This is a genomic window from Marinobacter sp. MIT930201 (assembly GCF_047122665.1).
GTDB lineage: Bacteria > Pseudomonadota > Gammaproteobacteria > Pseudomonadales > Oleiphilaceae > Marinobacter > Marinobacter salarius.
Genome location: NZ_CP138916.1, coordinates 1283973 through 1307631, shown reverse-complemented (window position 1 = coordinate 1307631; position 23659 = coordinate 1283973). Strand labels below are relative to the sequence as shown.

Sequence of the window (23659 nt, the reverse complement as noted above, 5' to 3'; positions counted from 1 at the left end):
TTCAGAATCGTTCTCACAAACGGATCTGAAACCAGTAATGACCGAACCGTTCCAGTTTAAAGACCGTGACGTAAAAATCGAAAAACGCGAAACCGTGTTCCATGGCTTCTTCCGCATGGACAAGCTCTGGCTGACGCACCCGCGCTTTGACGGCGGGCAAATGCCAACATTCACCCGCGAACTCTTCATCCGCGGCGACGCCACCTGCGTATTACCTTACGATCCCGATCGTGACGAAGTTGTTCTTCTCGAACAATTCCGCCTCGGCGCTTTAGGTCGGAAGCAGTCTCCCTGGTTACTGGAACTCGTGGCTGGCATGAACGAGGAGGGTGAGTCGCCCGAAGATGTTGCCCAGCGAGAAGGCCAGGAAGAAGCCGGCCTGACGTTTAAACCGCTGGACAAAATCTGCGACTATCTTGTGTCTCCCGGCGGGAGCACAGAGCTGATCCACCTATACTGCGGTCGCATCAGCACCAAATCCGCCGGCGGTTTGTTTGGCATGGAGCATGAACACGAAGATATCCGTGCTCATGTATTCAGCGCCGACGAAGCCATCGCAATGATTTATGATGGACGTATCAATAACGCTGCCGCGATCATCGCGCTGCAGTGGTTGCAGTTGAATCGCCCGCGTTTGCGGGAAGGTTGGAGCTGATATGACAGAGTGGGTAATGAAACCCCGGCGTTATGTACCGGATCTAAGACGTTTCGGCGCGCTGTGTGATGGCAATTACATGCGGCTTCACCGCCTGCGGAGGCTTGAAGCCAAGGGCCGCCCCATTTGTGAATTCGAGCTTCATCGTGAGGACCAGTACCTGGGCCGTGTTCGCATCGAAGTGCTGCAAACCACAAAGTTTACGGAAACCCTGCTGCTTGAACAGGTGCACAACTCCGGGCGCTGGCTGAATAATCCCCAGTTGACGGTTCGGGTCTATCACGATGCAACCATGGCCGAGGTTATCAGTTGTTACCGCGATCGACAGATTGCGCCGGTGAACGACTACCCGAACCGTTTCATGCACCACCCTGACGAAAAAGTTCAGGTCAACAGTTTCCTGGCCGACTGGCTGGATTACTGCCTGCGTTTCGGGCACTTGCCGATGGAACATGCCGCCTGGTCCGCCGGAGAGGGCGTGGACTAAGGTTGTATGTCTGCTCTGCATCCAATGGCATAGAGTGCTCGTAGACTGTGCGAGAGTTGTCAAAACCGGCAATTGCCTGGGAAAGCCTGAGCAGAATGTGATGAATATTCTGGATGCAGGCGGAAAAACTCAATAACCTGCCAGTAGGTCTGCTTCACCGGTGTGTGTTGCGCAAACGCAAGAACCACGAGTGCCATGACAGAGAACGACAACCAGCGTGCCCTCCGGGTGCTACAACTGACTGACCCGCACCTGATGGCCGATCCGGCGGGTGGGCTGCTGGGTGTCAATACGAGGGACAGCCTGGATGCCGTGATTGCTCAGGTTTTCCGGGACCATGGCCAGCCGGACCTTATCCTCGCCACGGGTGATATTGCCCAGGATGCAAGCGAAGAAGCCTACCGCCTGTTTGGCGACAAGTTGGAGGTCTTTCAGTGTGACACGGCCTGGATGGCCGGCAATCATGACGATTCGCCACTGCTATCCCGTATCGCCGCCGAGCGAGGAGCCAATCAGCGCCATATTATCCAGGGTGGGTGGCAGTTTGTGCTGCTGGATACCTCGGTTCCCGGGAAGGTGTTCGGTGAGCTTTCGGAGCCTGAGCTGGCGTTCCTGGAGAAGACCCTGAGTGAGAATTCCGACCTGCCAGCACTGGTCGCTCTTCACCACCATCCGGTTGAAATCGATACCCGCTGGATGTCACCGATCGGGCTTCGCAATCGTGACGCGTTCTGGCAGGTGATCGATCGTTTCCCGCAGGTAAAAATCGTCCTCTGGGGCCATATTCATCAGGAACTGGATCAAACCCGCAAGAGTGCGCGCCTGCTGGCGACGCCGTCGACCTGCATACAGTTTACAGCCGGCTCCGTGGAGTTTTCGGTGGAGGATAAGGCGCCGGGCTATCGGTGGTTCGAATTGTTGCCGTCGGGTGAGTTTTCTACCGAAGTCAGCCGGGCGACGGATTTTGTGTTCGAGCTGGATAGCAACAGCACCGGATATTAGCGGGTTGCTGATCGGTAGGCGGCCTGTTAATGGCCACCTTATTGCGTATATAATTCAGGCTTCGCTCAGGACGAGCAAGAGACATTCACTTCTTCAGGGATCGAAGACATGCCCCAGGCAACCGGACTGCAGTTCACGGCCACCCTTGGCCAACTCCCCAAAGACCTGTTCGTGGTCGCCCGTTTCGAGCTGACCGAGTACCTTTCCAGGCTCTGCTATTGCAAGCTGGAACTGGCCAGTACCTCGCCCGATATTGCCCCCGAAGACGTGCTGGAACAGCCCGTGGAACTGGTGATGTGGCAGGATGGCGTTCCGCTGCGGCGCTTTACCGGCGTGATCAACGAATTTGTCCGGGGTGATTCCGGCCACCGCCGCACCCGTTACGACGTCATCGTCCAGCCACCCCTGTGGCGCCTCGACCTGATGCACAACAGCCGCATCTTCCAGACCCAGGCCACCGACGCCATCGTGCGCACCCTGCTGGAAGAGCGGGGCCTTATCGATACCGTGTTTGATTTGAAACGCACCCCCGAAGAACGGGAATACTGCGTCCAGCACCGGGAAAGCGACCTGGCCTTTGTCGAACGGCTGGCCGCCGAAGAAGGCTGGCACTATCGTTATTATCACGGCGATGTGGAGGGCAACGACCAACCCGCCCTCATCATCGCCGACCACCACGGCGACGCCCCCAGGCTCGAGCCGGTGGCATACAACGCCAAGGCCGGCGGCAGCACCCGCCAGAGTACCGTCTTCCAGTTCCGCTACCGGGAACGGGTGAAAGCCGCCTCCGTGGCCATGAAGGACTACACCTTCAAGAACCCCGCCTACGCCCTGATGCACGAACACCAGGCCGACAAACTCGACGGCCAGCGGGAAGACTACCAGCACTACGACTACCCCGGCCGTTTCAAGCAGGATGCCAGCGGCCAGCCCTTTACCGAAAGCCGTCTCGATGCCCTCAGGAACGACGCCGCCATCGCCGATGGCCAGAGCAACCGCCCCGACTTCACCGTAGGTGCCAAAGTCGAACTCACCGACCACGACAACCCACGCCTGAACCGGGAATGGCTGTTCACCAGCATCACCCATACCGGAGAACAACCCCAGGCCCTGGAAGAGGATGGCAACAACGGCGCCACCACCTACCACAACGCCTTCAACGCCATCCCCGCGGACCGCACCTGGCGGCCCCAGGTCGAGCATCGCCCGTTGATGGACGGCCCCCAGATTGCCCTTGTCACCGGCCCCAAAGGCGAAGAGATCCACTGCGACGAACACGGGCGCGTCAAAGTCCGATTCCCGTGGGGCCGATACTCAAAGAACGACGAACACAGCAGCGCCTGGCTCAGAGTCAGCCAGGGCTGGGCCGGTGGCCAGTATGGTTTCATGGCGCTGCCGCGAATCGGCAACGAAGTCATCGTCAGCTTCCTGGACGGCGACCCGGACCAGCCGATCATTACCGGAAGAACCTACCACGCCACCAACACGCCGCCGTACGCGCTGCCGGAGCACAAAACCCGCACCACCCTCAAAACCCAGACCCACAAGGGCGAGGGCAGCAACGAACTTCGATTCGAGGATGAAGCGGACAAGCAACAGATCTATGTCCACGCCCAGAAAGACCTGGACCTGCTGACGGAAAACAACCGCACCGAAGTCATCAAAAATGACAGCCACCTGACCGTGGACAACCACCGCAAGGCCCACATCAAGGGCAATGACCACGCCACCGTGGATGGTGAGAAGCGCGAATCCATCGGCGGCGACGCCAGCCTCACCGTCAACGGCAGCCACCACAGCAAACAGGGCAAGAACCAGCTCATCGAAGCCGGCAGCGAAATCCACCACAAGGCCGGTATGAAAATCGTGATCGAAGCGGGTGCGGAAGTGACCCTCAAGGCCGGTGGCAGCTTTGTGAAGGTGGACCCCAGTGGTGTGACTGTGTCCGGGCCTATGGTGAAGATGAATTCCGGGGGCGGGCCTGGGAGTGGAAGTGGCGTTGGGGCACAAATGCCTGAAAAGCCCGACCTCATCGAGCCAGTGGCAGGTGCCAATGTGACGCAGGATTCGTTAGCCGAAACGGGCACACGAATCAATGCAAAGCCAGGTAGTGTTGCTGGAGCCAAGACTAAGTCCGGGGGCAGCAACGGGTCTACACCTTTCAGCGCCTCTCCGACGCAATCCGATGGTGTCTTAGAGGAAACCCCTGTTGTCGACGAATCTGGCCGGCTGGTCGACGTTCGTGGTCGGGGAACTGACGATGAAACAGTGAAAAGCGCATTGGCACCCGGTAAGGAGGGCGCGGTATGAATCAACCCCTGAACCTCAAACGTGAGCCTCTCGATAAAACGGTCCGCCTGAGGGCGGAAAATGACAGGGGCGAGCCTGCGGGGATGGCGCTTGCCATCCCCACTCAAGATGGCGGTTCCTTCATGGTTCCCGTTCTGGACGACTGGCAATCCATGGAAGAAAAGCCGGAAGGTGAGTTGGGCAATACCTTGATGAGTGTTTGCCCCGTTGCTGAAATTCACAGCAAACGCCCCATTGAGTCCGGTGGCGTAACGATCTTCGGTGGCCGCGCGGTGTCCCTTATGCGCCCGGGTTACCTCTATGTATTCCGGGGCCAGACACTTTGGCGCGAATTCGAGATTGGTCCGGAAGGCACTCTCAGCGAAGTCGATCTCGTGACTGCGCGCCAGGATAAGGCCTCCGCCCGTTTGGCGGCGGGCAAACCAGTGACCGATTTTCTGGTGCCAGTATTGCTGCAGAATCGATTTGAACTGACGGACTGCCGCATTGCCTATAGTGAAATCCAGTGGCCATGGTCCTATATTGAAAAGCTGGAAAGCGCGCCAGCCGTTCTGGAAAAGAGGGCCCTGTCCATCGCGCCTGCCTGGGCCGCTTCGACGGATGATAGTCTGAACTTCGACAGCGGTTTTCCGGCTTCAACCATCACATCGGTATCCAAGTTGCGGCCCAGGGATCTGGGCATTGAACTGATGCTCAGGGACCCTGCCGGATTTACGCCCGAGTTCCGGGAGCCGGGCAGTGGTGAGTTGATTTCCCGAGTCGTCGAGCGATGGAAGCGGATTCCCGTCGATGACGAGCAGCCTGGTAGGGAACTGCCGGATCTAAGTTTGCAGGCCGAGGCATCAGGGGACGCATTGGTGGGTGCCAGGGAGCACAGCGCGATCGTATGCGTGGCCATCCCCGACCCGCTGTTCCGCCTGCGCCATGCCCTGACACAACTGCACCTGGCCTTGCATTACCTTGATGCGATTGACCTGTCCCTTAAAGATCGACCGCTGATTCACTCCGCCACACTGATACGTCAGGCATTGTTCGATCCGCAGGTTTCAGACTCCAGCGATCAAGTCGAAACCCTGCGAGCTGCGGTGGACCAAGAGAAGCTTCATAAGACTCTGGATCATTCCGAGCGCAAAAAGGTGCTTGAAGAAATCGCGATCCACCTGCAAACCCTGGAATCACTGGTCAACAGCGGTGACTTCGAAATCGCCTGTGATGATTACCTCAACCACAACGGGTTGGGGCCCTGCGAAGCGTTTGCGCTCCAGGCTGATCTGTTAAATCTGACCCAACAACTCCCGGGCGTATTGAATGCCCATGGCCTGGAGTCACCGGGCATCCTGTCAAGACTGCTCAAGCAGGGGCTGGGAAAGAACCCTCTCATTGACACTTTGGCTGACGGTGGAAACGCAAGCAGCGACTTTCCTCCTGTGCTGGCGCAATTAAAGGAACTCGCGGGTGACCAGGACACGCTGACGGAGGAGCGTTTGAACGGCGCGGGCCTGTCGTCCATAAGCGCGTTGGCCCAGCAAATGGCGCAGGAGGAAGATGGCTCAGGTTCTGACAGCGGCAATGGCTCGCAGGCCCTTCCCAGCAGTGCTCCAGGCACCGCTGCGGGAATGGTTAAAACAGCATTGGGAGGCTGGAGTGCGGCCGTTCTAAAAGCGGTGGAAAACTTACGTCAGAGCGACGACCTGGCGGCCATCAAACTGGACCGCGTGTTCACTTCTGTCAAAGCAGTGGCCGATATCGCCGACCCCAATCTGGGCGGGGAGTTGCAGGTAATGCGCCGAGGTGAGGTTGATCTCACGCGTTACAGCATTGTGGGCGTTCACGGAAAAGGAATTTCTTTTGGCTTAACCGATGCAGACCGCCAGAGCGAAGCTCTGACAAGGCGCAATGATTACCTGTTTGCAGACAGGACAGACGCAGGGGGTAAACGGGTGGCGTCCACCAGCCCGAGTCGATTGGTTGATGAAGGTGGAGAAGCTCTTGTTAAGGCAGCGGCTCATACCTGGGTGTTTGTTCTACCCGTCGATCATCCTGAAGCCCGGAAATTCAGTGCCTTGAAAATTGATTGGGCGAAAAAGGCCAAGGCGTTTGCTGATGGGCCCGGGTTGTCGAGGGTGTTGGTGGGGTTGGCTGCATATAATCTTGTTTCGGAGATGTGGTCTTTGAGGCAAAGAAAATCAGGAGAAGCGGGGTATTCAGTCACTAAATTAGTGGGAGCTGGCCTAGACCTGACCGCAGCAACAATGAAGCTTTATGTCGTTAGCGCTGTAGCCAATGATAAGCTGGTCTCTGCGGTAATATTGCGACCGCTTTTCGAGATGAAGTCTGTTCCATTGATTGGCCCCATTATCCAAAAACGGCTTTTGCAGGTTGGTGCGAGCACTATCGTACGTTTTATGGCATTGGTTAACTTTTCAGCTGGTGTCGCAATGGTGGGCATGAGTGCATGGGACTATCGCAGAAGTGTTAGTCGGGGCGATCTGGATGCTGCCTTCGGGCATGGTCTAGCTGTGGCTGGAGGTAGCGTCTTTTTGGCGTCGCCGCTTTTAAGCGGGTTGCTAGCAGTACCTGGTTGGGGCTGGGCATTGTTTGGACTGGGAGTTGTTCTGGGTGGCAGCGTGTTCGCAGCTATTGCTACCGACAGCATGATAGAGCGCGTGCTGAAGCAGGGACCTCTGGGGCTTGGGCCAGATCATGAGGGGCTTCCTGAGGACGATTCAGTCTATTTTCCACAGTTGTTGAGCCAGATCTCCCCGGTAAGGGTATCTGCCAAGCGCTATGGTGACTTGAGTGATGTGGAGCAGGCGATGTTTGCGAACCATAACCCATCTCCCGACGACTACAGGGTGACGGTGCGTTCTCCCCTGATCAGCCGTTTCAAACTTGGCCAGCCAAAGGAAGATAAAGAGAAAAGCAGTAAGCCGGACCTGAGGCTGGGGATTCAGGAACTGGAGTATACCCGCAGCGTAATGGATACCCCCGCCGGACAAGTCGATGAATATTACTTGACTCGAAACACGCCTTTGAAAAAGGTGACGACCTGGGTGCCCGTACCGGAAGACCACGCCGTGCACTTTCTGATAGAACGGAACCTGGCCGGTGGCGAAAGCCATGCGTTTGGCCACAGTGAAAGGCGTACCGTCAATTTGAGAGTGGTCTTACAAGCCCGAGTCGAGAGTGAAGTTGGCGCGTTTAGGCTTCCGATGCCAGTGCTTGATGCTTATGAGTCATTTGATGCTAATCGTCACGGCGTGCTGCCCGATAAGCAGCGCCAAGTGTTCAATCCATTCGAAAATGAGCCAGTGCCATATTGGATCGTTAAAGAGGTCGCAGTGTGAGTGAGAGTGACCTAATAAACAGAAGACAAGAAGTCGGTTTTCGAGCTGACCAGATTCCGAATCTGCCGGAGTCTGTGAGCGGTCGGGAGCGACTTGGTGAGGATCTTCAACCCATTGGTGACTACGCCAACATCGAACCCTACAATCGCGTGTACGAGGATGCTGGTGAAGTTCAGTACCAAGATCAGAGTGAATCGAAGGCCTTTGCTTTCGGAGACTGGTGGTGGGATCACCAACGAATTCGCTTTCTCAATGGCAAGGCATTTGTTGGGATTTCGGCTTTACTTCTCCTCATACCTTATGTCTGGGGAGGGGTAGTTTTAGTCGGAGGTGGATGGCTGGTCTATTACGGTTTTTATGTACTCGTGGTAGATGCAAACGTTGTAGTTTTTTTCTTGGTAATGTTCTTTGCAGTTCTTGTTTGGATACCCGCCTCCTTCTATGCCCTTATTAAAACCATGCCATGGGTTGTGGGCGGTTTCGCCCTGCTACTGAGACCATTCGACAAATTACTGGGCAAGCTCCTGGATCGTGGCCTGGATGCAGGCGAAAGCGCCTTCAACCGTGAGGCGGGTGAGGTTAGCTTCGCTCTACCGGGAGGTAAGAAACTGACCGCGCCCTTCGAGGAGTTCGATGCCTACGTGGAGCGCGTGGTCCAGCATGGCGGCATCTTCTATCGCCTGATGTTTGTTCACCGCTACACCGGCAAGCAGTTCAGCCAGACGTCCTTTAGCCGGATTGAGCCAACAAAAGAAGAAGTCATGGCTCTGTGGGATATGCTGCAGAGGTATATGGATGTATCCCAGCCGCTGCCGGATGTGCCGAGGCTGGAGCCCTTCCGCCACCTAGATCCGGTAACGGCGGAGCATGACCAGCACACCGGTCGGAATCCCCGGTTCTGGCGTGACCTGGATCTGGAAACCTGGAAGCAGGGTGAAGGGGCCGAATGGCTGAAGCGCCAGGCGGAGTACCCTTGGGATAAACGCACCTGCAAGCTGACACCTCAGATTGGAAAGATTTCCATGGAGGCCTATAGGGCAAAGATGGCTTCCTCAAGTAACCATGGAGAACTGAAGGAATCGGTGATGTAAGGCAGAGGCATGGGCCTCTGCCTCAGTACACCTAAGCCTCCCGCAACTCCCGGGCCGCAGCCACCATTCCCCTCAACGCCGGAATCACCTCCTCCCACGACCGGGTTTTCAACCCGCAGTCCGGGTTGATCCAGAGCCGCTCGGCGGGGATTCTTTCCGCGGCCTTGTTCATCAGCGACACGATCTGTTCAGTCCCAGGCACGTTGGGCGAGTGAATATCGTAGACACCCGGTCCAATATCATTGGGATATTGGAAGCCCTTGAAAGCATCCAGCAGCTCCATGTCAGACCGGGAGGTTTCAATGGTGATGACATCGGCGTCCATGCGGGCGATGGCTTCGATGATGTCGTTGAATTCCGAATAACACATATGGGTGTGTATCTGAGTGTCGTCCTTCACGTCGTTGGACGTAATCCGGAAGGCTTCGATGGCCCAGTCCAGATAGGTCTGCCAGTCGCTCTGGCGCAGGGGCAGGCCTTCGCGAAGGGCGGCTTCGTCAATTTGGATGATGTTCACGCCGGCCTGTTCCAGGTCCAGCACTTCCTCACGGATGGCCAGTGCCAGTTGCAGGCAGGTGTCTTTCCGGGGCTGGTCGTCGCGCACGAAGGACCAGTTCAGGATGGTGACCGGGCCGGTGAGCATCCCTTTCAGGGGCTTGTCTGTCAGCGACTGGGCGTAGCGGATCCATTCCACGGTCATGGCTTTGGGCCGGGAGATATCGCCGAACAGGATGGGCGGTTTCACGCAGCGGGAACCGTAGGACTGTACCCAGCCGAAGCGGCTGAACACGTAGCCCTCCAGTTGCTCGCCGAAGTACTCCACCATGTCGTTGCGTTCCGCCTCGCCATGGACCAGCACGTCCAGCCCCAACTGTTCCTGTTCCTCAACGCAGTGGCGGATTTCCGCGCGGATTCGCTCCTGGTATTCCTCGGGTGCCAGCTCACCCCTACGAAATTTGAGCCGTGTTTGGCGGATATCCTTGGTCTGGGGGAACGAGCCGATGGTGGTTGTGGGGTAGCGCGGCAGCTTCAGGTGGCTGGCCTGGATCGCGGAGCGCTGCTGGTAGCTGCTCTTGCGTTGACCCAGCTCAGGCGTGATCGCCGCGACCGCCTCGCGAACCTGTGGGTCCGTCACGCGGGTTGAGTTCCTGCGGCTGAGTATGGCGTCTGCATTGCTCTTCAGTTCCCGGGCCACCGCATCCTGGCCATCGGTAAGTGCCGTGGCCAACAGCTGCAGTTCTTCCAGCTTTTGCCGCGCAAAGGCCAGCCAGGAGCGTATCTCCGGGTCCATGGTGGTTTCGTTGTCCAGGTCTACCGGCACATGGAGAAGTGAGCAGGATGGCGCAATCCAGAGTCGTTCACGCAGCTTCTGATAAACCGGTTCCAGCCAGTCGAGGGTGGCTTCCAGGTCGGTTTTCCAGATATTGCGACCGTCGATCACGCCCAGTGAGAGAACCTTGTGCCCCGGCAGCCAGTCAGTCACGCGGGACACTTCGTCGCGGGCTTTTGTCGCATCCAGGTGCAGGCCGGCAACCGGTAGTTCACAGGCCAGTTGCAGGTTTTCCCGCAGTTGGCCGAAATAGGTGGTCAGCAACAGTTTTACCGGGCTTGCCTTGAGGTTGTGGTAAGCCAGGTTCAGGGCGTGCCGCCAGTCGCCTTCCAATTCTGTGACCAGGATTGGCTCGTCAATCTGCACCCACTCTGCGCCATTGTCGGCAAGAAGCTGTAACAGCTCCGCATAGACCGGCAGTAAGTCATCCAGCAGGCTGAGCCGGTCTGTATCGTCCTTGGATTTGCCAAGCCAGAGGTAGGTGACAGGGCCGATGATAACTGGCTTGGCATTGACGCCTACGGCCCTGGCTTCGGCCAGTTGTTTCAGTAAACGCGTGGAATTCAGGCTGAACCGTGTGTCCGCGTCGAATTCCGGGACAATATAGTGGTAGTTGGTGTCGAACCACTTGGTCATTTCACCGGCATGGATGCCACAGCAATCGTTATCAGCCGGGGACCGGCCACGGGCAATGCGGAAGTAGCGGTCCAGTTCGTGGTCATCGGCCTTGCCTGAACGCTTGGGCAGGTTGCCGAGTGTGGCGCTCATGTCCAGTACCTGGTCGTAGAGCGAGAAGTCGCCGACCGGCGCCAGCGTGAGCGGGCGTTGGTGCCGCCAGTTGCTGGCGCGAAGCCCTGCCGCGGTTTGCTGTAGGTTGTCTTCGCTTAACTCGCCTTTCCAATAGCCCTCAAGGGCAAATTTGAGTTCGCGACGTTGGCCAATTCTGGGAAAGCCCAGGTTATGGGTGGTTACCATGATGAATCTCCTGTCGTCATTCAGGCCTTCAAGACTAGTGCTGATCTGACATGAAAAATAATGGTAAAATCTCATTAATCCATGAATTTTTTTCAACTAAGGTCGGCCAATGATAGAGCGCAATCATCTGGAGATCGTCCGTGAAGTGGATCGGAGCGGCTCCCTGACCGCAGCGGCGGACGCGCTGTGCCTCACTCAGTCTGCCCTCAGTCATGCCATGAAGAAGCTCGAGCAGCAGTTGGGAACGCCCGTGTGGGTGCGTGAAGGCCGTAAACTGCGGCCAACTCAATCCGGGTTGTATTTGCTGTCACTCGCGAATCGTTTGTTGCCGCAGTTCGAGCATGCCGAGGAATTGGTGGGTCAGATTGCCAGAGGGCAGCGGGGCAGCCTGCGAATCGGTATGGAATGTCATCCTTGTTACCAGTGGCTGCTCAAGGTGGTTGGGCCGTATCTTGAGCAATGGCCCGGCGTGGATGTGGATGTGAAGCAGCGCTTCCAATTTGGCGGTATCGGTGCTTTGTTCGGCTACGACATCGATGTGTTGGTGACGCCGGACCCATTGCACCGCAAGGGGCTTGTTTACGAGCCGGTCTTTGATTACGAGCAGATTCTCGTAGTGCCGAGCGATCACCCGCTGGCCTCCAGGCCTTGGGCGGAGCCATCTGATCTTGAAAGTGAGACTCTGATTACCTATCCGGTGGATGCCGAGCGGCTGGACATCTATACCCGGTTTCTGGTGCCGGCCCACAGCAGCCCGGCCCGGCATAAGACCATTGAAACCACGGACATCATGCTGCAAATGGTCGCGGCAGGGCGGGGGGTATCGGCACTGCCCCGTTGGCTGGTGGAAGAGTACGCCCATCAGATGCCGATCAGCCCGGTACGGCTGGGGCGGGAGGGTATTGATAAGCAGATTTTCCTGGGCCTCCGTGAGCGGGATGTGGATGTGGCCTATCTTCAGTCGTTCATGACGATGGCGCGGGAAACGACCTGGGGGCTGGATTGAAGCTGGAATCCGTCGCAACTTTGGTTGAGATGTTCGCGGGGGCGTCGTTCTTCGGTTAAAATGCGCGAAATTATTCATCGGGGACATGTGACCATGAGCGAAACACCCGCAGATCTGAAATACATTGAAACGCACCAGTGGGTGCGTGTGGCCGACGACGGCACCGCAACCGTCGGAATCACGGATTTTGCCCAGGATCAACTGGGGGATATCGTTTTTATTGGTGTTCCGGATGTGGGTTCGACGGTAACTGGTGCTGAAGAGGCGGGCGTTGCCGAGTCGGTGAAGTCGGCGTCGGATGTGTTCAGTCCGGTGACCGGTGAGGTGATTGAGGTCAATGAGAGCCTTGAGGATGAGCCTGAGAAGGTGAATGAGGATCCTTATGGCGATGGCTGGTTGTTCCGGGTGCGGTTGGCGGATGCCGGTGAGCTGGATGGCCTGATGGATTCTGTGGCCTATGCGGAGCATGTGGCTGCCGAGGAGTGACCCCGCGGATTGCTTCGGAGTTAGGACCAAGCCGGGAGGGCCTTCCAAAACACGCCTCAAGACGTCCTTGTGCGGCTTGGGCTCCGCCATCCATGGCTCCGCACAGTTTTGGAAAGCCTGCCCAGCTTAATCTCCGAACCTGTGTGCTGGACTCGTCTCGAAAAGCCTTCCTTATATTATTTCTTCAGGCGTTTATTTATGAATTTTCCGGTTTTATACCTCCGAAAAGGCGCAGAACGCAGGCTCCGGGCTGGTCATCTTTGGGTCTACAGCAATGAAGTGGATACTCATCGCTCCCCGCTGACCGAGTTTGAAACCGGAGCCCAGGCTGAACTGCGCGCGGCCAACGATAAACCCATGGGAACGGTGTTTGTGAATCCGCATGCGCTGATCTGCGGCCGTTTGATCAGCCGGAATGCCGCTCATGGCATGACGCCGCAAAGGCTTACCGAGCGGGTGGAGACGGCGCTGGCTCTGCGGGAGCGGTTGTTTGACAAGCCGTTTTATCGCTGGGTGTTTGGCGACAGTGACGGGCTTTCCGGGCTGGTGATTGACCGGTTTGATGATGTGGTGGTGGTTCAGATTTCCACGGCCGGCATGGAGCAGATGAAGGAGTCGGTTGTTCGTGCGGTGCAGCGGTTGGCGCATCCGCGGGCGATTATCCTCAAGAACGACGGCAAGATGAGGAAGGTAGAAGGGCTGGATACTTACGTTGAGCAGGCCCATGGCCCGGAGATTGATCTCCTGCCGGTTGAGGAGAATGGCGTGCGATTCGAGGTGCCCATGGAAGGGGGGCAGAAAACGGGATGGTTCTATGATCACCGCATGAACCGGCAGCGGCTGCAGGCCTATGCGCCGGGCAAGCGTGTGCTGGATGTGTTCAGTTACGTAGGTGGCTGGGGTATCCAGGCTGCCTGTGCCGGGGCTACGCAGGTGACCTGTGTGGACAGTTCCTCTGGTGCCATCGACTCTGTTCATCACAATGCGAAGATCAATGGCCTTGATAACATCGAGACGATAGAGGGTGATGCCTTCGACGCCCTGAAAGCGCTGTGCGATGAGAAGGAAAAGTTCGACATCGTTGTCCTCGACCCACCGGCACTGATCCCCCGGCGGCGTGACCAGAAGGCTGGGGAAGAGGCTTATGCGCGCCTGAACCAGTTGGGACTTCGGCTGCTTGATCGGGATGGACTACTGGTGTCGGCTTCCTGCTCTATGCATCTGTCCCAAGAGAAGCTGACGGATATTATCCGCAGCAGCGGCCGCAAGATTGACCGGTTTGTTCAATTATTGGAGCAAGGCCATCAAGCGCCGGATCATCCGGTAGTACCGGGGATTCCGGAGACGGATTATATTAAAAGCTGTTTTGTTCGGTCGTTGACTGGGTTTCTTTGAGCTTGGGGGAGGTCAGTCAGCGGGGGCGCTGCTCCGGGATACGCTGTAAATACGTCCCTGTACGCTCGACAAAAACATCCATGTTTTTGACGCTCCCGGAGTAGCGCCCCCGCTGACTGGCCCAGACGATGGCAGTTAACCTCGAAGGCTCATAATCTTCCAGCCATTTTCTTTCGCAATGTTTTCAAGCGTCGGATCCGGGTCTACCGCTACCGGATTTTCGACTTTGCGTAGTAGAGGCGCATCGTTGTGGGAGTCGCTATAGAACCAGGCGCCCTCGAGACTTTCTCCAGTTGATTCCAACCAGTCATTCAGGCGGGCTACTTTGCCGTCCTGAAAGCTGGGAATACCTGCAACTTCTCCCGTATAGCGCCCATTGACCATTTCTGGCTCAGTGGCAATCAGGTGATCAATGTCCAGCAGCTTAGCCACTGGCTCGGTAACGAACCGGTTGGTTGCAGTGATGATCATCAAGGTATGGCCATCGGCCCGATGGCTATCCAGCAATGCCTTGGCTTTTTCGAGCATCATAGGCTGGATTTTTTTTGCCATAAACTGTTCGCGCCAGGCCAGAAGCTGTTCCGTGTCATACCGTGCAAGAGGCTGAAGGGCAAAGCTCAGGTAGCGCATGATGTCCAGCTCTCCATTCAGATACTCCTCATAGAAGCGGTCGTTTGCCTGCCGGTATTCCTCCGCATCCACAATCGACTCTTCCACCAGGAATTCCCCCCAGGCGTGGTCACTGTCTCCGGCGAGCAGGGTGTTATCGAGATCAAAAATCGCGAGCGTCAACTTGGATACCTCCGGGAAAAACGACGACTGTCACAGGCGCAACAGTCTAGCATGACGCGCCGCCGTCGGCTTCGTTTGCCGAAGCCTTGGGATTCTGTAAGAATGAGAGCAACTTGGATAAATCCGGCCGGTGAATTTTTAATCCGGCCAACCGACTTTTAAGAGGACTGTGCCGTGATCGATTCGGACGGTTTCAGACCCAACGTCGGAATCATTCTGGCCAATCACAGGGGGGAAGTCCTCTGGGCAAGGCGAATAGGGCAGGACTCCTGGCAGTTCCCTCAAGGTGGTATCAAGCACGACGAATCACCGGAAGAGGCCCTTTACAGGGAACTGGCGGAGGAAATTGGTCTCGGTACAGGCGATGTGGAAATCATCAGCTGTACCCGTGGCTGGCTGAGATACCGCCTCCCTCGCAGGATGGTGCGCCACAATTCGCACCCGGTCTGCGTGGGACAAAAACAGAAATGGTTCCTGCTGAGGATGCTTTCGCCGGATGCGCAGGTACGCGTGGACGGCACGGACTCGCCGGAATTCGACGGCTGGCAGTGGGTTAGCTACTGGTACCCGCTTGGGCAGGTCGTATCGTTTAAACGCGAGGTCTATCGACGTGCGCTGCGAGAGCTCGCGCCGCGGCTGTTTTACAACATGGAACAGTGGCGCCAGAGCGAGCCTTCCCGACGCGCGAAGGACACACAGAAATGACGGATTGAACCCGCCATGCTGAGCATACTGCGAAGTCTTGTACAAGAGGTAAACAGTGCCCGCGATTTGCAGGAGGCGCTGGATGTCATTGTTTCGCGGGTGCAGAAAGCCATGGATACCGAGGTTTGCTCGGTTTATCTGCTTGATCCAGCCACAAATCGCTACATATTAATGGCCACGGAAGGCTTGTACCAGCAAGCAGTAGGGCAGGTCAGCCTGGGTTATTCCGAGGGCCTGATTGGTCTGGTTGGCTCCCGGGAGGAGCCTATCAACCTTGAAGATGCTCCATCCCACCCCCGCTATCGTTACTTTCCAGAGACCGGCGAAGAGCGTTTCCGCTCGTTCCTGGGTGTTCCCATCATTCACCATCGCCGGGTTCTTGGCGTTCTTGTTGTTCAGCAACGGGAAAGTTCGCGCTGCTTTGACGAGGGTGAAGAAGCCTTCCTGGTTACCGTTTCGGCTCAATTGGCCGGTGTTATTGCCCACAGCGAGGCAACGGGCGCCATCAGCGGTCTTTCCCTGACCGGTGAAGAAGCGACCGATGTCAGTTTCAGTGGTGTGCCTGGTGCGCCGGGCGTTGCCATTGGCAAGGGTGTGGTGGTGTACCCTGCCGCCGACCTGGACGTAGTGCCTGAGAAGCCCACCGATGATATTGAATTGGAACTGTCGCTGTTTGATGGCGCGGTAACTGCGGTTCGGGAAGATATTGAGCGGGTGGCGGCCCGGCTCGCTTCCCAGCTTCGCCCGGAAGAGCAGGCTCTGTTCGATGTCTATTTGCGTATGCTGGGCGATGACGCAATGCCAGGTGAGGTGGGCAACCGGATCAAGGAAGGTTTCTGGGCCCAGGGCGCGCTGAAACAGGTGGTTCAGCAGTACGTTCGTCACTTTGAAATGATGGACGACCACTACCTGCAGGAGCGGGCTGTCGACATCCGGGATCTCGGCCGCCGTTTGTTGTCCCACTTGCAGGAAGGTGAGCAGAAGGACACGGTCTATCCTGAGAACACGGTCCTGGTCAGTGAAGAACTGACGCCGGCCATGCTCGGGGAAGTGCCCAAAGGGCAACTGGTCGGTTTGGTGTCGGTCAAGGGGTCCAGCAACTCCCACGTTGCCATCCTGGCACGTGCCATGGGGGTGCCCACGGTCATGGGTCTGGTAGATATTCCGGTCAACCAACTGGATGGCAAGGACCTGATTGTTGATGGCTTTGAAGGGCAGATTTTTGCGTCACCCTCCACGGACCTGAGGAACTTCTACCAGGAAATCTGTGACGAGGAAGATGAGTTGGTCAAAGGGCTGGAAGCCCTGCGGGACCTGCCTTGCGAAACCACCGACAACCACCGCGTGTCGCTGCTGGTGAATACCGGTTTGATGACCGATGTGGTGCGCTCTCTGAGCCACGGTGCTGAAGGTATCGGTCTGTACCGCACCGAAGTGCCGTTCATGATCAAGGACCGGTTCCCGTCAGAACAGGAGCAGCGTGAATACTACCGCGAGCAACTGGAAGCCTTTGCCCCGAACCCTGTCACCATGCGTACGCTGGACATCGGCGGCGATAAGGCGCTGACGTACTTCCCGATCCAGGAAGAGAACCCGTTTCTGGGCTGGCGCGGTATCCGGGTAACCCTGGATCATCCAGAGATATTCCTGGTTCAGGTAAGGGCGATGCTCAAGGCGAGTGAGGGCCTGAACAATCTGCAGATCATGCTGCCGATGATCAGCAATATCTCAGAAGTGGAAGAATCCCTCCACCTGATTTACCGGGTTTATCATGAGGTCAGGGAGGAAGGTTACAACATCCATATGCCCAAGGTCGGGGTAATGGTGGAGATTCCGGCGGCGGTGTATCAGATTCGCGAGTTGGCGGATCGCGTGGATTTCCTCTCTGTTGGCTCAAACGACCTGACCCAGTACCTGCTGGCGGTGGATCGCAACAATCCCAGGGTCGCGCAGCTGTACCATTCCTATCATCCCGCCGTGTTGCAGGCGCTGGTGCGCGTAGCACAGGACGCCCATGCGGTCGGCAAGCCTGTCGGTATCTGCGGCGAGCTGGCGGGTGACCCTGGCGGCGCGCTGCTGTTGATGGCGATGGGTTACGATTCGCTCTCCATGAACGCGGCCAGCCTGCCGAAGGTCAAGTCGGTCATTCGCAGTGTTAGCCGCGAATGGTCGGCACAGCTGCTGGAAGATGTGCTGTTGCTGGATTCGCCGCACGTTATCAAGAGCTGTGTGGATCTGGCCCTGCGTAATGCCGGATTTGGCCGCTATCTGCGCCCGGGCAAGTCCAGTGCCATTGCCCATGCCGAAAAGGCCCTTTCGTGAAGGCGTATAGCCAATTGGTCCTATATAGGGTGTGTACTCTAAAACTGGCTGCTAGTGTTGAAAGCAATAGCCAACCGCACCCGCATGGGGATATTGAATGACGGCAACCACAACAGCGATTAAGCCCGAACCTCGCATCGGCCTGGCCCTCGGCGGCGGTGGCCCGTTGGGAGGTATCTACGAAATCGGGGCATTGCGCGCGCTCGATGAGGCGCTGGATGGCCTTGATTTCAATAATATTGATGTTTACGTCGGCGTGAACGCGGGCTCCTTTGTTGCGGCCAATTTGGCCAACCAGATGACCACCGCCCAGTTGTGTCGGATTTTTGTGCGCAATGAAGCGGAAGTGCACCCCTTCCATCCGGAAGTGTTCTATCGCCCGGCGTTCCGGGAGCTGGGCAGTCGCTTGCTGGCGGTTCCGGGCCTGGTGACGACGGCTGTGCGACGGTTCGTAAATAACCCTTATGACCAGAGCCTGCTGGAAGCGCTGACGATTCTTGCGCAGGCTGCGCCTGCGGGCCTTTTCGATAACGAAGGCCTGCACGAATATCTGCAGCGGGCCTTTACCATGCTTGGTCGCACCAACGATTTCCGACAGCTTAAGCGCAGTCTTTATATTGTTGCGGCGGATGTGGAAAGCACTGAGGCGGTCTGCTTTGGTGCCCCCGGTTTTGATCACGTGCCCATATCAAAAGCGATTCAGGCGAGTACCTCGTCTCCGGGCATCTATGTTCCGGTCACTATCGACGGGCGTTACTACGTGGACGGTACTCTGAGAAAGGGGTTGCATGCCTCCGTGGCGTTTGAGGACGGTGCGGATCTGGTTTTCGCGGTCAATCCACAGGTTCCCATTGATGCGAGCTCAGCTGTGCGGGCCGGTACCATGGGGCCGGGTGATCTGACCCGGTCGGGTATGCCAAACCTGCTGTCCCAGATGTTCCGCACCATGGTGTACTCCCGAATGCAATCAGGCATTGCGCAGTACACCCGGGATTACCCGGACAAGGATATTCTGCTGTTCGAGCCGACCCGCGATGATGCCAAGCTGTTCTTCTCCAATGTGTTCAGTTTCCAGTCCCGCCGGATGGTGTGTGAGCATGCCTACCAGATGACGCGGCGTGATCTGCTGAACCGTGCGGACGAGCTGGAGCCTAAACTTGCGAAGTATGGTATTCGTCTGCGTCGGGATCGACTGGAAGACGAGCAGCGCACCATCAGTACCAGCCTGTACGGTGAGATGCTGCCCCTTTATGTGGCAAAAGGCCGCAAGAAACGGGCTCAGAAAGGAAAGTTGGCGACGGGCTTTGATAATGTGTCGGAGCTGTTCAGTAAGGCGTTGTAGGGGGCGCGAAGAACGCGCGCCCCAAAGGATACATTCGGGCCTTTCTGCCCTTGCGGGTCACAGGATATAGCGGCTCAGATCTTCGTCTTCTGCCAACTCACCCAGTTTTTCGTCCACAAACGCCGCGGTAACCTCGAAGCTGTCGGTAACCTGATCACCTGCCTCGTAAGACAGACTCTCCAGCAGTCGTTCCAGCACCGTATGTAGGCGTCTTGCACCGATATTTTCCGTGGTTTCGTTGACCTTGTAGGCGACTTCCGCAATACGGGCGATGGCGTCCTCTGTGAAGGTCAGTTTGACACCCTCGGTGCCCATCAGGGCCTCGTACTGCTGTACCAGAGAGGCATCTGGCTCCGTGAGGATGCGTTTGAAGTCATCCGGAGTCAGTGCCTGCAGCTCAACACGGATCGGCAGGCGGCCCTGTAATTCCGGGATCAGGTCAGACGGCTTCGACAGGTGAAACGCGCCGGACGCGATAAACAGGATGTGATCCGTTCGTACGGAGCCGTACTTGGTGCTGACGGTGCTGCCTTCGATCAGGGGCAGCAGGTCCCGTTGCACACCTTCCCGTGAGACGTCCGATGAAGTGTTCTCGGAGCGCTTGGCCACCTTGTCGATTTCGTCGATGAAGACGATGCCATTCTGCTCGACGGTCTGGATGGCTTTCTGCTTGATTTCCTCTTCATTGACCAGTTTGGCGGCTTCCTCGTCGCGAACGTGCTTCATGGCGTCAGCGACCTTCATCTTGCGGGTCTTGCGCTTATCAGAGGACATGCTCGAGAACATGTTCTGTAGCTGGCTGGTCATCTCCTCCATGCCTGGAGGTGCCATGATTTCAACGCCGGCGCCGCTGTTACGCAGGTCGATTTCGATTTCCTTGTCGTCCAGCTCGCCCTCGCGCAGTTTCTTGCGGAACAGCTGGCGGGTGGAAGAGTCTTCGGTTTTCTGGCTGTCTTCCTTGAAGTCCCGGGGTGGCGGGATCAGGGCATCCAGAATGCGTTCCTCGGCGGCGTCCATGGCGCGATGCTCGTGGCGTTTCATTTCCTTCTCGCGCAGCATCTTGATGGCCATGTCCGCCAGGTCACGGATAATGGACTCGACGTCCCGGCCCACGTAGCCCACTTCGGTAAACTTGGTCGCTTCCACTTTCAGAAAGGGGGCGTCGGCCAGTTTGGCAAGACGGCGTGCGATTTCAGTTTTACCCACACCGGTGGGGCCGATCATAAGGATGTTTTTTGGTGTGATCTCTTCGCGCAGACCACTGTCCAGCTGCATCCTGCGCCAGCGGTTGCGCAGGGCGATGGCTACGGAACGCTTGGCCTCTTCCTGGCCCACGATGTGTTTGTTGAGCTCGTGGACAATCTCACGGGGGGTCATTGCAGACATGCTAGCTCCGGATCAATCGTTGGCTGAGAGTACTTCGAGGGTGCGATTGTGGTTGGTGTAGATGCAGATGTCGGCCGCGATATCCAGGCCCTTTTCCACAATCTCGTTGGCTTTCAGGTCGGTGTTTTCCAACAGGGCTCTTGCGGACGCCTGTGCAAACGGACCGCCGGAGCCGATCGCGATCAATCCCTGTTCTGGTTCGATAACATCGCCGTTGCCGGTAATGATCAGTGACGCGGTTTTGTCGGCAACGGCCAGCAAGGCCTCCAGCCGGCGGAGAGCTCGGTCCGTTCGCCAGTCTTTGGCCAGTTCGACAGCGGCGCGGGTAAGGTTGCCCTGGTGTTTCTCGAGTTGGGCTTCAAAACGCTCGAACAGGGTGAATGCGTCGGCGGTACCACCTGCAAAACCGGCCAGCACCTTGTCGTTATAGAGCCGGCGAACCTTGCGGGCATTGCCCTTCATTACGGTATTGCCGAGGGAGACCTGGCCGTCGCCACCCATGGCAACTTCATCGTCACGCCTGACAGAGAGTATGGTAGTCATTCTGGCTCCATTTGCCTGATAGAAAACGGTATTCAGCAGTTATGGAGGCGAGGGGGCGGTTTTCAAGGGCGGGAGGAAAGAGAGTCAGGAGGGCAGCTCAGCCCTCCTTGGGAATCTTCCTGACCAGAGGCTGAATGTTGAGATTGACCAGCTTGTCGATAGCCGCATTCATCTGGCTGCGAGAGGTGAAGGGGCCTACATTGACGCGGTACCAGATGCTTCCGCTGTCGAGGTCGATGCGTTTGACCTGTGCACGGAGGCCCTGGAACGCGATTTCGGCCCGCTGCCTCTCTGCATCTTGCTGTTGTCGGAATGAGCCCGTTTGCACCAGGTAATCAAACGTTTGCTGTCCTGGCCCAGGGGTATATTCCTCGACCTCGGGAGGAACCACCTCCGAGTCAGGAAGCATGTCGTAAAAGCGAAAGCCGGGTTTTTCTTTTGCGGCGGTTTCCGAAGGCTTCTCCTTTACCGCAGGCGGTTCGGCTGTTGTTGCTTTTTCACCCTGGCGAGGCTCGGATGTAGGAAGTGAGTTGAGATAGGCAATAAAGCCGATAAAACCACCCACGGCTGCCAGTGACAGAATCCACTTCAATGACAAGCCACCTCGCTGTGACTTGGCTGCAGCAGGGCGTTTTGGGGGCTGCTTTTGTTTACGCGCAGGCCTCGCGGATTTTGTTGACGTTGCCGGTTTGCTGGCCGTTCTTGATTTGCGGGCATAGTCTCGGGACATGGCCGGGTTAGTTCCTGTTGCGTGCCTGAATATTCAGATCATGAAGCCTGACTTGCTACATTTCGTCGGGAGCGCTCACGCCAAGCAGATCGAGACCATTGGCAATCACCTGCCGCACGGCAAGATACAGGGAAACGCGAGCGTCCCGGACAGCAGTATCCTCGATCAGAACTTTGTGGGCGTTGTAGTAGGTGTGGAACTGCCCGGCAAGATCCCTGAGATAGTGCGTCAGGTGATGTGGTTCCCGCAATTTGGCTGAACTTTCTATAAGCTCGGGGTACTTGGCCAACTGGTTAGCGAGATCCTTTTCCTCGTCGAGCGTCAGTAAGGACAGATCTCCCACGCACTCGTTCAGGCCGCGCTCAACCCCTTCCTCTTTCAGTTTTCTGAGCACACTGCAAATACGTGCATGGGCATACTGAATGTAATAGACCGGGTTTTCATTGGTCTGGGAGCGGGCCAGATCGATATCGAAAGTCAACTGGGAGTCGACTCTGCGAGCTGCAAGGAAAAAGCGGGTGGCGTCGCGGCCTACTTCGTCAATCAGGTCGCGGACCGTCACGTAACTGCCTGCGCGCTTGGAAATCTTCACTTCCTGCCCGGACCGGGTCACCATCACCATCTGGTGAAGCACGTAATCCGGCCAACCCTGGGGGATGTCAGCGTTCAGCGCTTGCAGGCCGGCACGAACCCGTGTGACGGTGGAGTGGTGGTCGGCACCCTGCTCATTGATAACCGTGGTGAAACCCCGTTGCCACTTGTTCAGGTGGTAGGCCACGTCCGGCAGGAAATAGGTATAGCCGCCATCCTTCTTGCGCATCACGCGGTCTTTGTCGTCGCCGAATTCGGTGGTTTTCAGCCACATGGCGCCGTCATGTTCGTAGGTATAGCCGTTTTCCTGCAGGCGCTCGACGGTTTCCTCTACCTTGCCATCTTCGTACAGCGATGACTCGAGGAAATACACGTCGAACTCCACGCCAAAAGCTTTCAGGTCCAGGTCCTGCTCACGACGCAGATAGGCAACCGCAAACTCCTGGATGGCTTGTTGATCGTCCGGGTCGGCTTTACCGGTGACTTCCCGGTCGTCCGCGGTAACGGTTTCGCCGGCGAGATAGGCATTGGCCACATCGGTGATGTAGTCACCGCGGTAGCCATCGGCCGGCCAGTTTTCGTCCTCCGGTGTCAGCCCTTTCACCCGTGACTGCACTGAAAGTGCCAGATTGCTGATCTGTGCGCCTGCATCGTTGTAGTAAAACTCGCGGGTGACTTCGTAACCATTGGCTTCCAGCAAACGACTCAGGCAGTCGCCAATCGCCGCACCACGGCCATGGCCCACGTGCAGGGGGCCAGTCGGGTTGGCGGAGACAAACTCCACCTGGACCTTCTCGCCCTTGCCATTGTTGTTACGACCGTACTGCCCGGCGTTGTCGAGAATGGTGTTAACCACCTCAAAGGCACTGGCTGTGCTCATGAAAAAGTTGATAAAACCGGGGCCTGCAATCTCAACTTTCTCGACAGCGCTGGTGTCCGGCAACCGTTCCACCAATGCCTCTGCCAGCTTTCGTGGCGGGCAACCCGCCGCCTTCGATGCGACCAGAGCAATGTTGCAGGCGTAGTCACCGTGGGATTTGTCCTTGGTGTTGCCTACCTGTGGTGTAAAGGTCTGATCTGCTGGCAAGGTGCCTTCAGATTGCAGGGTCGCCAGCGCAGACTGGAGCAGTTCGGATACGGTCTCTTTCATGCTGTCGGATGACT

General features: G+C 57.1%; 18 protein-coding genes. 12 read left to right on the top strand and 6 right to left on the bottom strand.

Translation table 11 applies throughout. The annotated features are described in order from the left end of the window. Window positions 1-37: 37 nt before the first annotated feature. The 6 genes from SIC19_RS06050 to SIC19_RS06025 all read left to right on the top strand — a co-directional run bounded on the left by SIC19_RS06050 (window position 38) and on the right by SIC19_RS06025 (window position 8892). On the top strand, window positions 38-655 hold the full coding sequence (locus tag SIC19_RS06050) for an NUDIX domain-containing protein (RefSeq protein WP_036203517.1): 618 nt from the start codon (window positions 38-40) through the stop codon (window positions 653-655). A 1-nt stretch (window position 656) separates the two neighbouring features. Further along, the gene (locus tag SIC19_RS06045; RefSeq protein ID WP_036203520.1) at window positions 657-1142 is read left to right on the top strand and encodes a DUF1249 domain-containing protein; all 486 of its coding nucleotides are present in this window, start codon (window positions 657-659) and stop codon (window positions 1140-1142) included. 195 nt (window positions 1143-1337) lie between these two features. Further along, window positions 1338-2144, top strand: coding sequence for a 3',5'-cyclic-AMP phosphodiesterase (gene cpdA / locus SIC19_RS06040; protein ID WP_075195815.1), 807 nt, complete (start codon window positions 1338-1340; stop codon window positions 2142-2144). A 108-nt stretch (window positions 2145-2252) separates the two neighbouring features. Beyond that, window positions 2253-4454 (top strand): type VI secretion system Vgr family protein, encoded by a 2202-nt coding sequence (locus tag SIC19_RS06035; RefSeq protein ID WP_226909875.1) that lies wholly within the window; start codon window positions 2253-2255, stop codon window positions 4452-4454. 83 nt (window positions 4455-4537) lie between these two features. After that, a complete protein-coding gene (locus tag SIC19_RS06030; protein WP_151981429.1) occupies window positions 4538-7801 on the top strand; it encodes a toxin VasX in 3264 nt (1087 codons plus the stop codon). Continuing rightward, window positions 7798-8892 (top strand): hypothetical protein, encoded by a 1095-nt coding sequence (locus SIC19_RS06025; RefSeq protein WP_127402078.1) that lies wholly within the window; start codon window positions 7798-7800, stop codon window positions 8890-8892. Before SIC19_RS06030 ends, SIC19_RS06025 begins: the two co-directional genes overlap by 4 nt. A gap of 31 nt (window positions 8893-8923) precedes the next feature. On the opposite strand, the gene metE is transcribed toward SIC19_RS06025, so the two are convergent. Then, the gene (metE, locus tag SIC19_RS06020; protein WP_127402077.1) at window positions 8924-11197 is read right to left on the bottom strand and encodes a 5-methyltetrahydropteroyltriglutamate--homocysteine S-methyltransferase; all 2274 of its coding nucleotides are present in this window, start codon (window positions 11195-11197) and stop codon (window positions 8924-8926) included. A gap of 109 nt (window positions 11198-11306) precedes the next feature. Here metE and SIC19_RS06015 point away from each other — a divergent pair, with 109 nt between their 5' ends. From SIC19_RS06015 to SIC19_RS06005, 3 genes are all read left to right on the top strand, one after another. Further along, window positions 11307-12203 carry a LysR family transcriptional regulator gene (locus tag SIC19_RS06015; RefSeq protein WP_075195827.1) on the top strand — a complete coding sequence of 299 codons (897 nt, stop codon included), beginning with the start codon at window positions 11307-11309 and terminating at the stop codon, window positions 12201-12203. Window positions 12204-12296: 93 nt separating this feature from the next. Next, window positions 12297-12689: a glycine cleavage system protein GcvH gene (gene gcvH, locus SIC19_RS06010; RefSeq protein ID WP_036203540.1), complete on the top strand. Its 393-nt coding sequence runs from the start codon at window positions 12297-12299 to the stop codon at window positions 12687-12689. A 198-nt stretch (window positions 12690-12887) separates the two neighbouring features. Next, window positions 12888-14084 carry a class I SAM-dependent rRNA methyltransferase gene (locus SIC19_RS06005; RefSeq protein ID WP_075195826.1) on the top strand — a complete coding sequence of 399 codons (1197 nt, stop codon included), beginning with the start codon at window positions 12888-12890 and terminating at the stop codon, window positions 14082-14084. Between the two features lie 135 nt (window positions 14085-14219). Here the strand turns inward: SIC19_RS06005 and SIC19_RS06000 are convergent, their stop codons facing one another. Continuing rightward, complete coding sequence (locus SIC19_RS06000; protein WP_075195825.1) at window positions 14220-14876, bottom strand: HAD family hydrolase; 657 nt, start codon at window positions 14874-14876, stop codon at window positions 14220-14222. Between the two features lie 174 nt (window positions 14877-15050). Between SIC19_RS06000 and SIC19_RS05995 the strand changes: the two genes are divergently transcribed. From SIC19_RS05995 to SIC19_RS05985, 3 genes are all read left to right on the top strand, one after another. Next, window positions 15051-15581 (top strand): RNA pyrophosphohydrolase, encoded by a 531-nt coding sequence (locus SIC19_RS05995; RefSeq protein ID WP_036203550.1) that lies wholly within the window; start codon window positions 15051-15053, stop codon window positions 15579-15581. A 15-nt stretch (window positions 15582-15596) separates the two neighbouring features. Next, complete coding sequence (gene ptsP, locus SIC19_RS05990) at window positions 15597-17903, top strand: phosphoenolpyruvate--protein phosphotransferase (RefSeq protein WP_075195824.1); 2307 nt, start codon at window positions 15597-15599, stop codon at window positions 17901-17903. Window positions 17904-18000: 97 nt separating this feature from the next. Further along, a complete protein-coding gene (locus tag SIC19_RS05985) occupies window positions 18001-19245 on the top strand; it encodes a patatin-like phospholipase family protein (RefSeq protein ID WP_036203555.1) in 1245 nt (414 codons plus the stop codon). 57 nt (window positions 19246-19302) lie between these two features. On the opposite strand, the gene hslU is transcribed toward SIC19_RS05985, so the two are convergent. From hslU to argS, 4 genes are all read right to left on the bottom strand, one after another. Further along, window positions 19303-20631 (bottom strand): ATP-dependent protease ATPase subunit HslU, encoded by a 1329-nt coding sequence (hslU, locus tag SIC19_RS05980; RefSeq protein ID WP_036203558.1) that lies wholly within the window; start codon window positions 20629-20631, stop codon window positions 19303-19305. A gap of 12 nt (window positions 20632-20643) precedes the next feature. Continuing rightward, window positions 20644-21174, bottom strand: a complete 531-nt coding sequence (gene hslV / locus SIC19_RS05975; RefSeq protein WP_007154624.1) for an ATP-dependent protease subunit HslV — start codon at window positions 21172-21174, stop codon at window positions 20644-20646. Window positions 21175-21271: 97 nt separating this feature from the next. Beyond that, entirely contained in the window at window positions 21272-21904 is a 633-nt protein-coding gene (locus tag SIC19_RS05970; RefSeq protein ID WP_075195823.1) for an SPOR domain-containing protein, read from the bottom strand. A gap of 55 nt (window positions 21905-21959) precedes the next feature. Further along, window positions 21960-23645 (bottom strand): arginine--tRNA ligase, encoded by a 1686-nt coding sequence (gene argS, locus SIC19_RS05965; protein ID WP_075195822.1) that lies wholly within the window; start codon window positions 23643-23645, stop codon window positions 21960-21962. Window positions 23646-23659: the final 14 nt, after the last annotated feature.

What these genes read in the sequence shown, in the direction of transcription:
- SIC19_RS05985 (WP_036203555.1), top strand. Translation starts at nt 18,001, where the DNA reads ATGACGGCAACCACAACAGCGATTAAGCCCGAACCTCGCATCGGCCTG.
- SIC19_RS06030 (WP_151981429.1), top strand. Translation starts at nt 4,538, where the DNA reads ATGGCGCTTGCCATCCCCACTCAAGATGGCGGTTCCTTCATGGTTCCC.
- SIC19_RS06050 (WP_036203517.1), top strand. Translation starts at nt 38, where the DNA reads ATGACCGAACCGTTCCAGTTTAAAGACCGTGACGTAAAAATCGAAAAA.
- argS (WP_075195822.1), bottom strand. Translation starts at nt 23,645, where the DNA reads ATGAAAGAGACCGTATCCGAACTGCTCCAGTCTGCGCTGGCGACCCTG.
- cpdA (WP_075195815.1), top strand. Translation starts at nt 1,338, where the DNA reads ATGACAGAGAACGACAACCAGCGTGCCCTCCGGGTGCTACAACTGACT.
- SIC19_RS06015 (WP_075195827.1), top strand. Translation starts at nt 11,307, where the DNA reads ATGATAGAGCGCAATCATCTGGAGATCGTCCGTGAAGTGGATCGGAGC.
- hslV (WP_007154624.1), bottom strand. Translation starts at nt 21,174, where the DNA reads ATGACTACCATACTCTCTGTCAGGCGTGACGATGAAGTTGCCATGGGT.
- SIC19_RS05970 (WP_075195823.1), bottom strand. Translation starts at nt 21,904, where the DNA reads ATGTCCCGAGACTATGCCCGCAAATCAAGAACGGCCAGCAAACCGGCA.
- metE (WP_127402077.1), bottom strand. Translation starts at nt 11,197, where the DNA reads ATGGTAACCACCCATAACCTGGGCTTTCCCAGAATTGGCCAACGTCGC.
- gcvH (WP_036203540.1), top strand. Translation starts at nt 12,297, where the DNA reads ATGAGCGAAACACCCGCAGATCTGAAATACATTGAAACGCACCAGTGG.
- SIC19_RS06045 (WP_036203520.1), top strand. Translation starts at nt 657, where the DNA reads ATGACAGAGTGGGTAATGAAACCCCGGCGTTATGTACCGGATCTAAGA.
- SIC19_RS06035 (WP_226909875.1), top strand. Translation starts at nt 2,253, where the DNA reads ATGCCCCAGGCAACCGGACTGCAGTTCACGGCCACCCTTGGCCAACTC.
- hslU (WP_036203558.1), bottom strand. Translation starts at nt 20,631, where the DNA reads ATGTCTGCAATGACCCCCCGTGAGATTGTCCACGAGCTCAACAAACAC.
- SIC19_RS06005 (WP_075195826.1), top strand. Translation starts at nt 12,888, where the DNA reads ATGAATTTTCCGGTTTTATACCTCCGAAAAGGCGCAGAACGCAGGCTC.
- ptsP (WP_075195824.1), top strand. Translation starts at nt 15,597, where the DNA reads ATGCTGAGCATACTGCGAAGTCTTGTACAAGAGGTAAACAGTGCCCGC.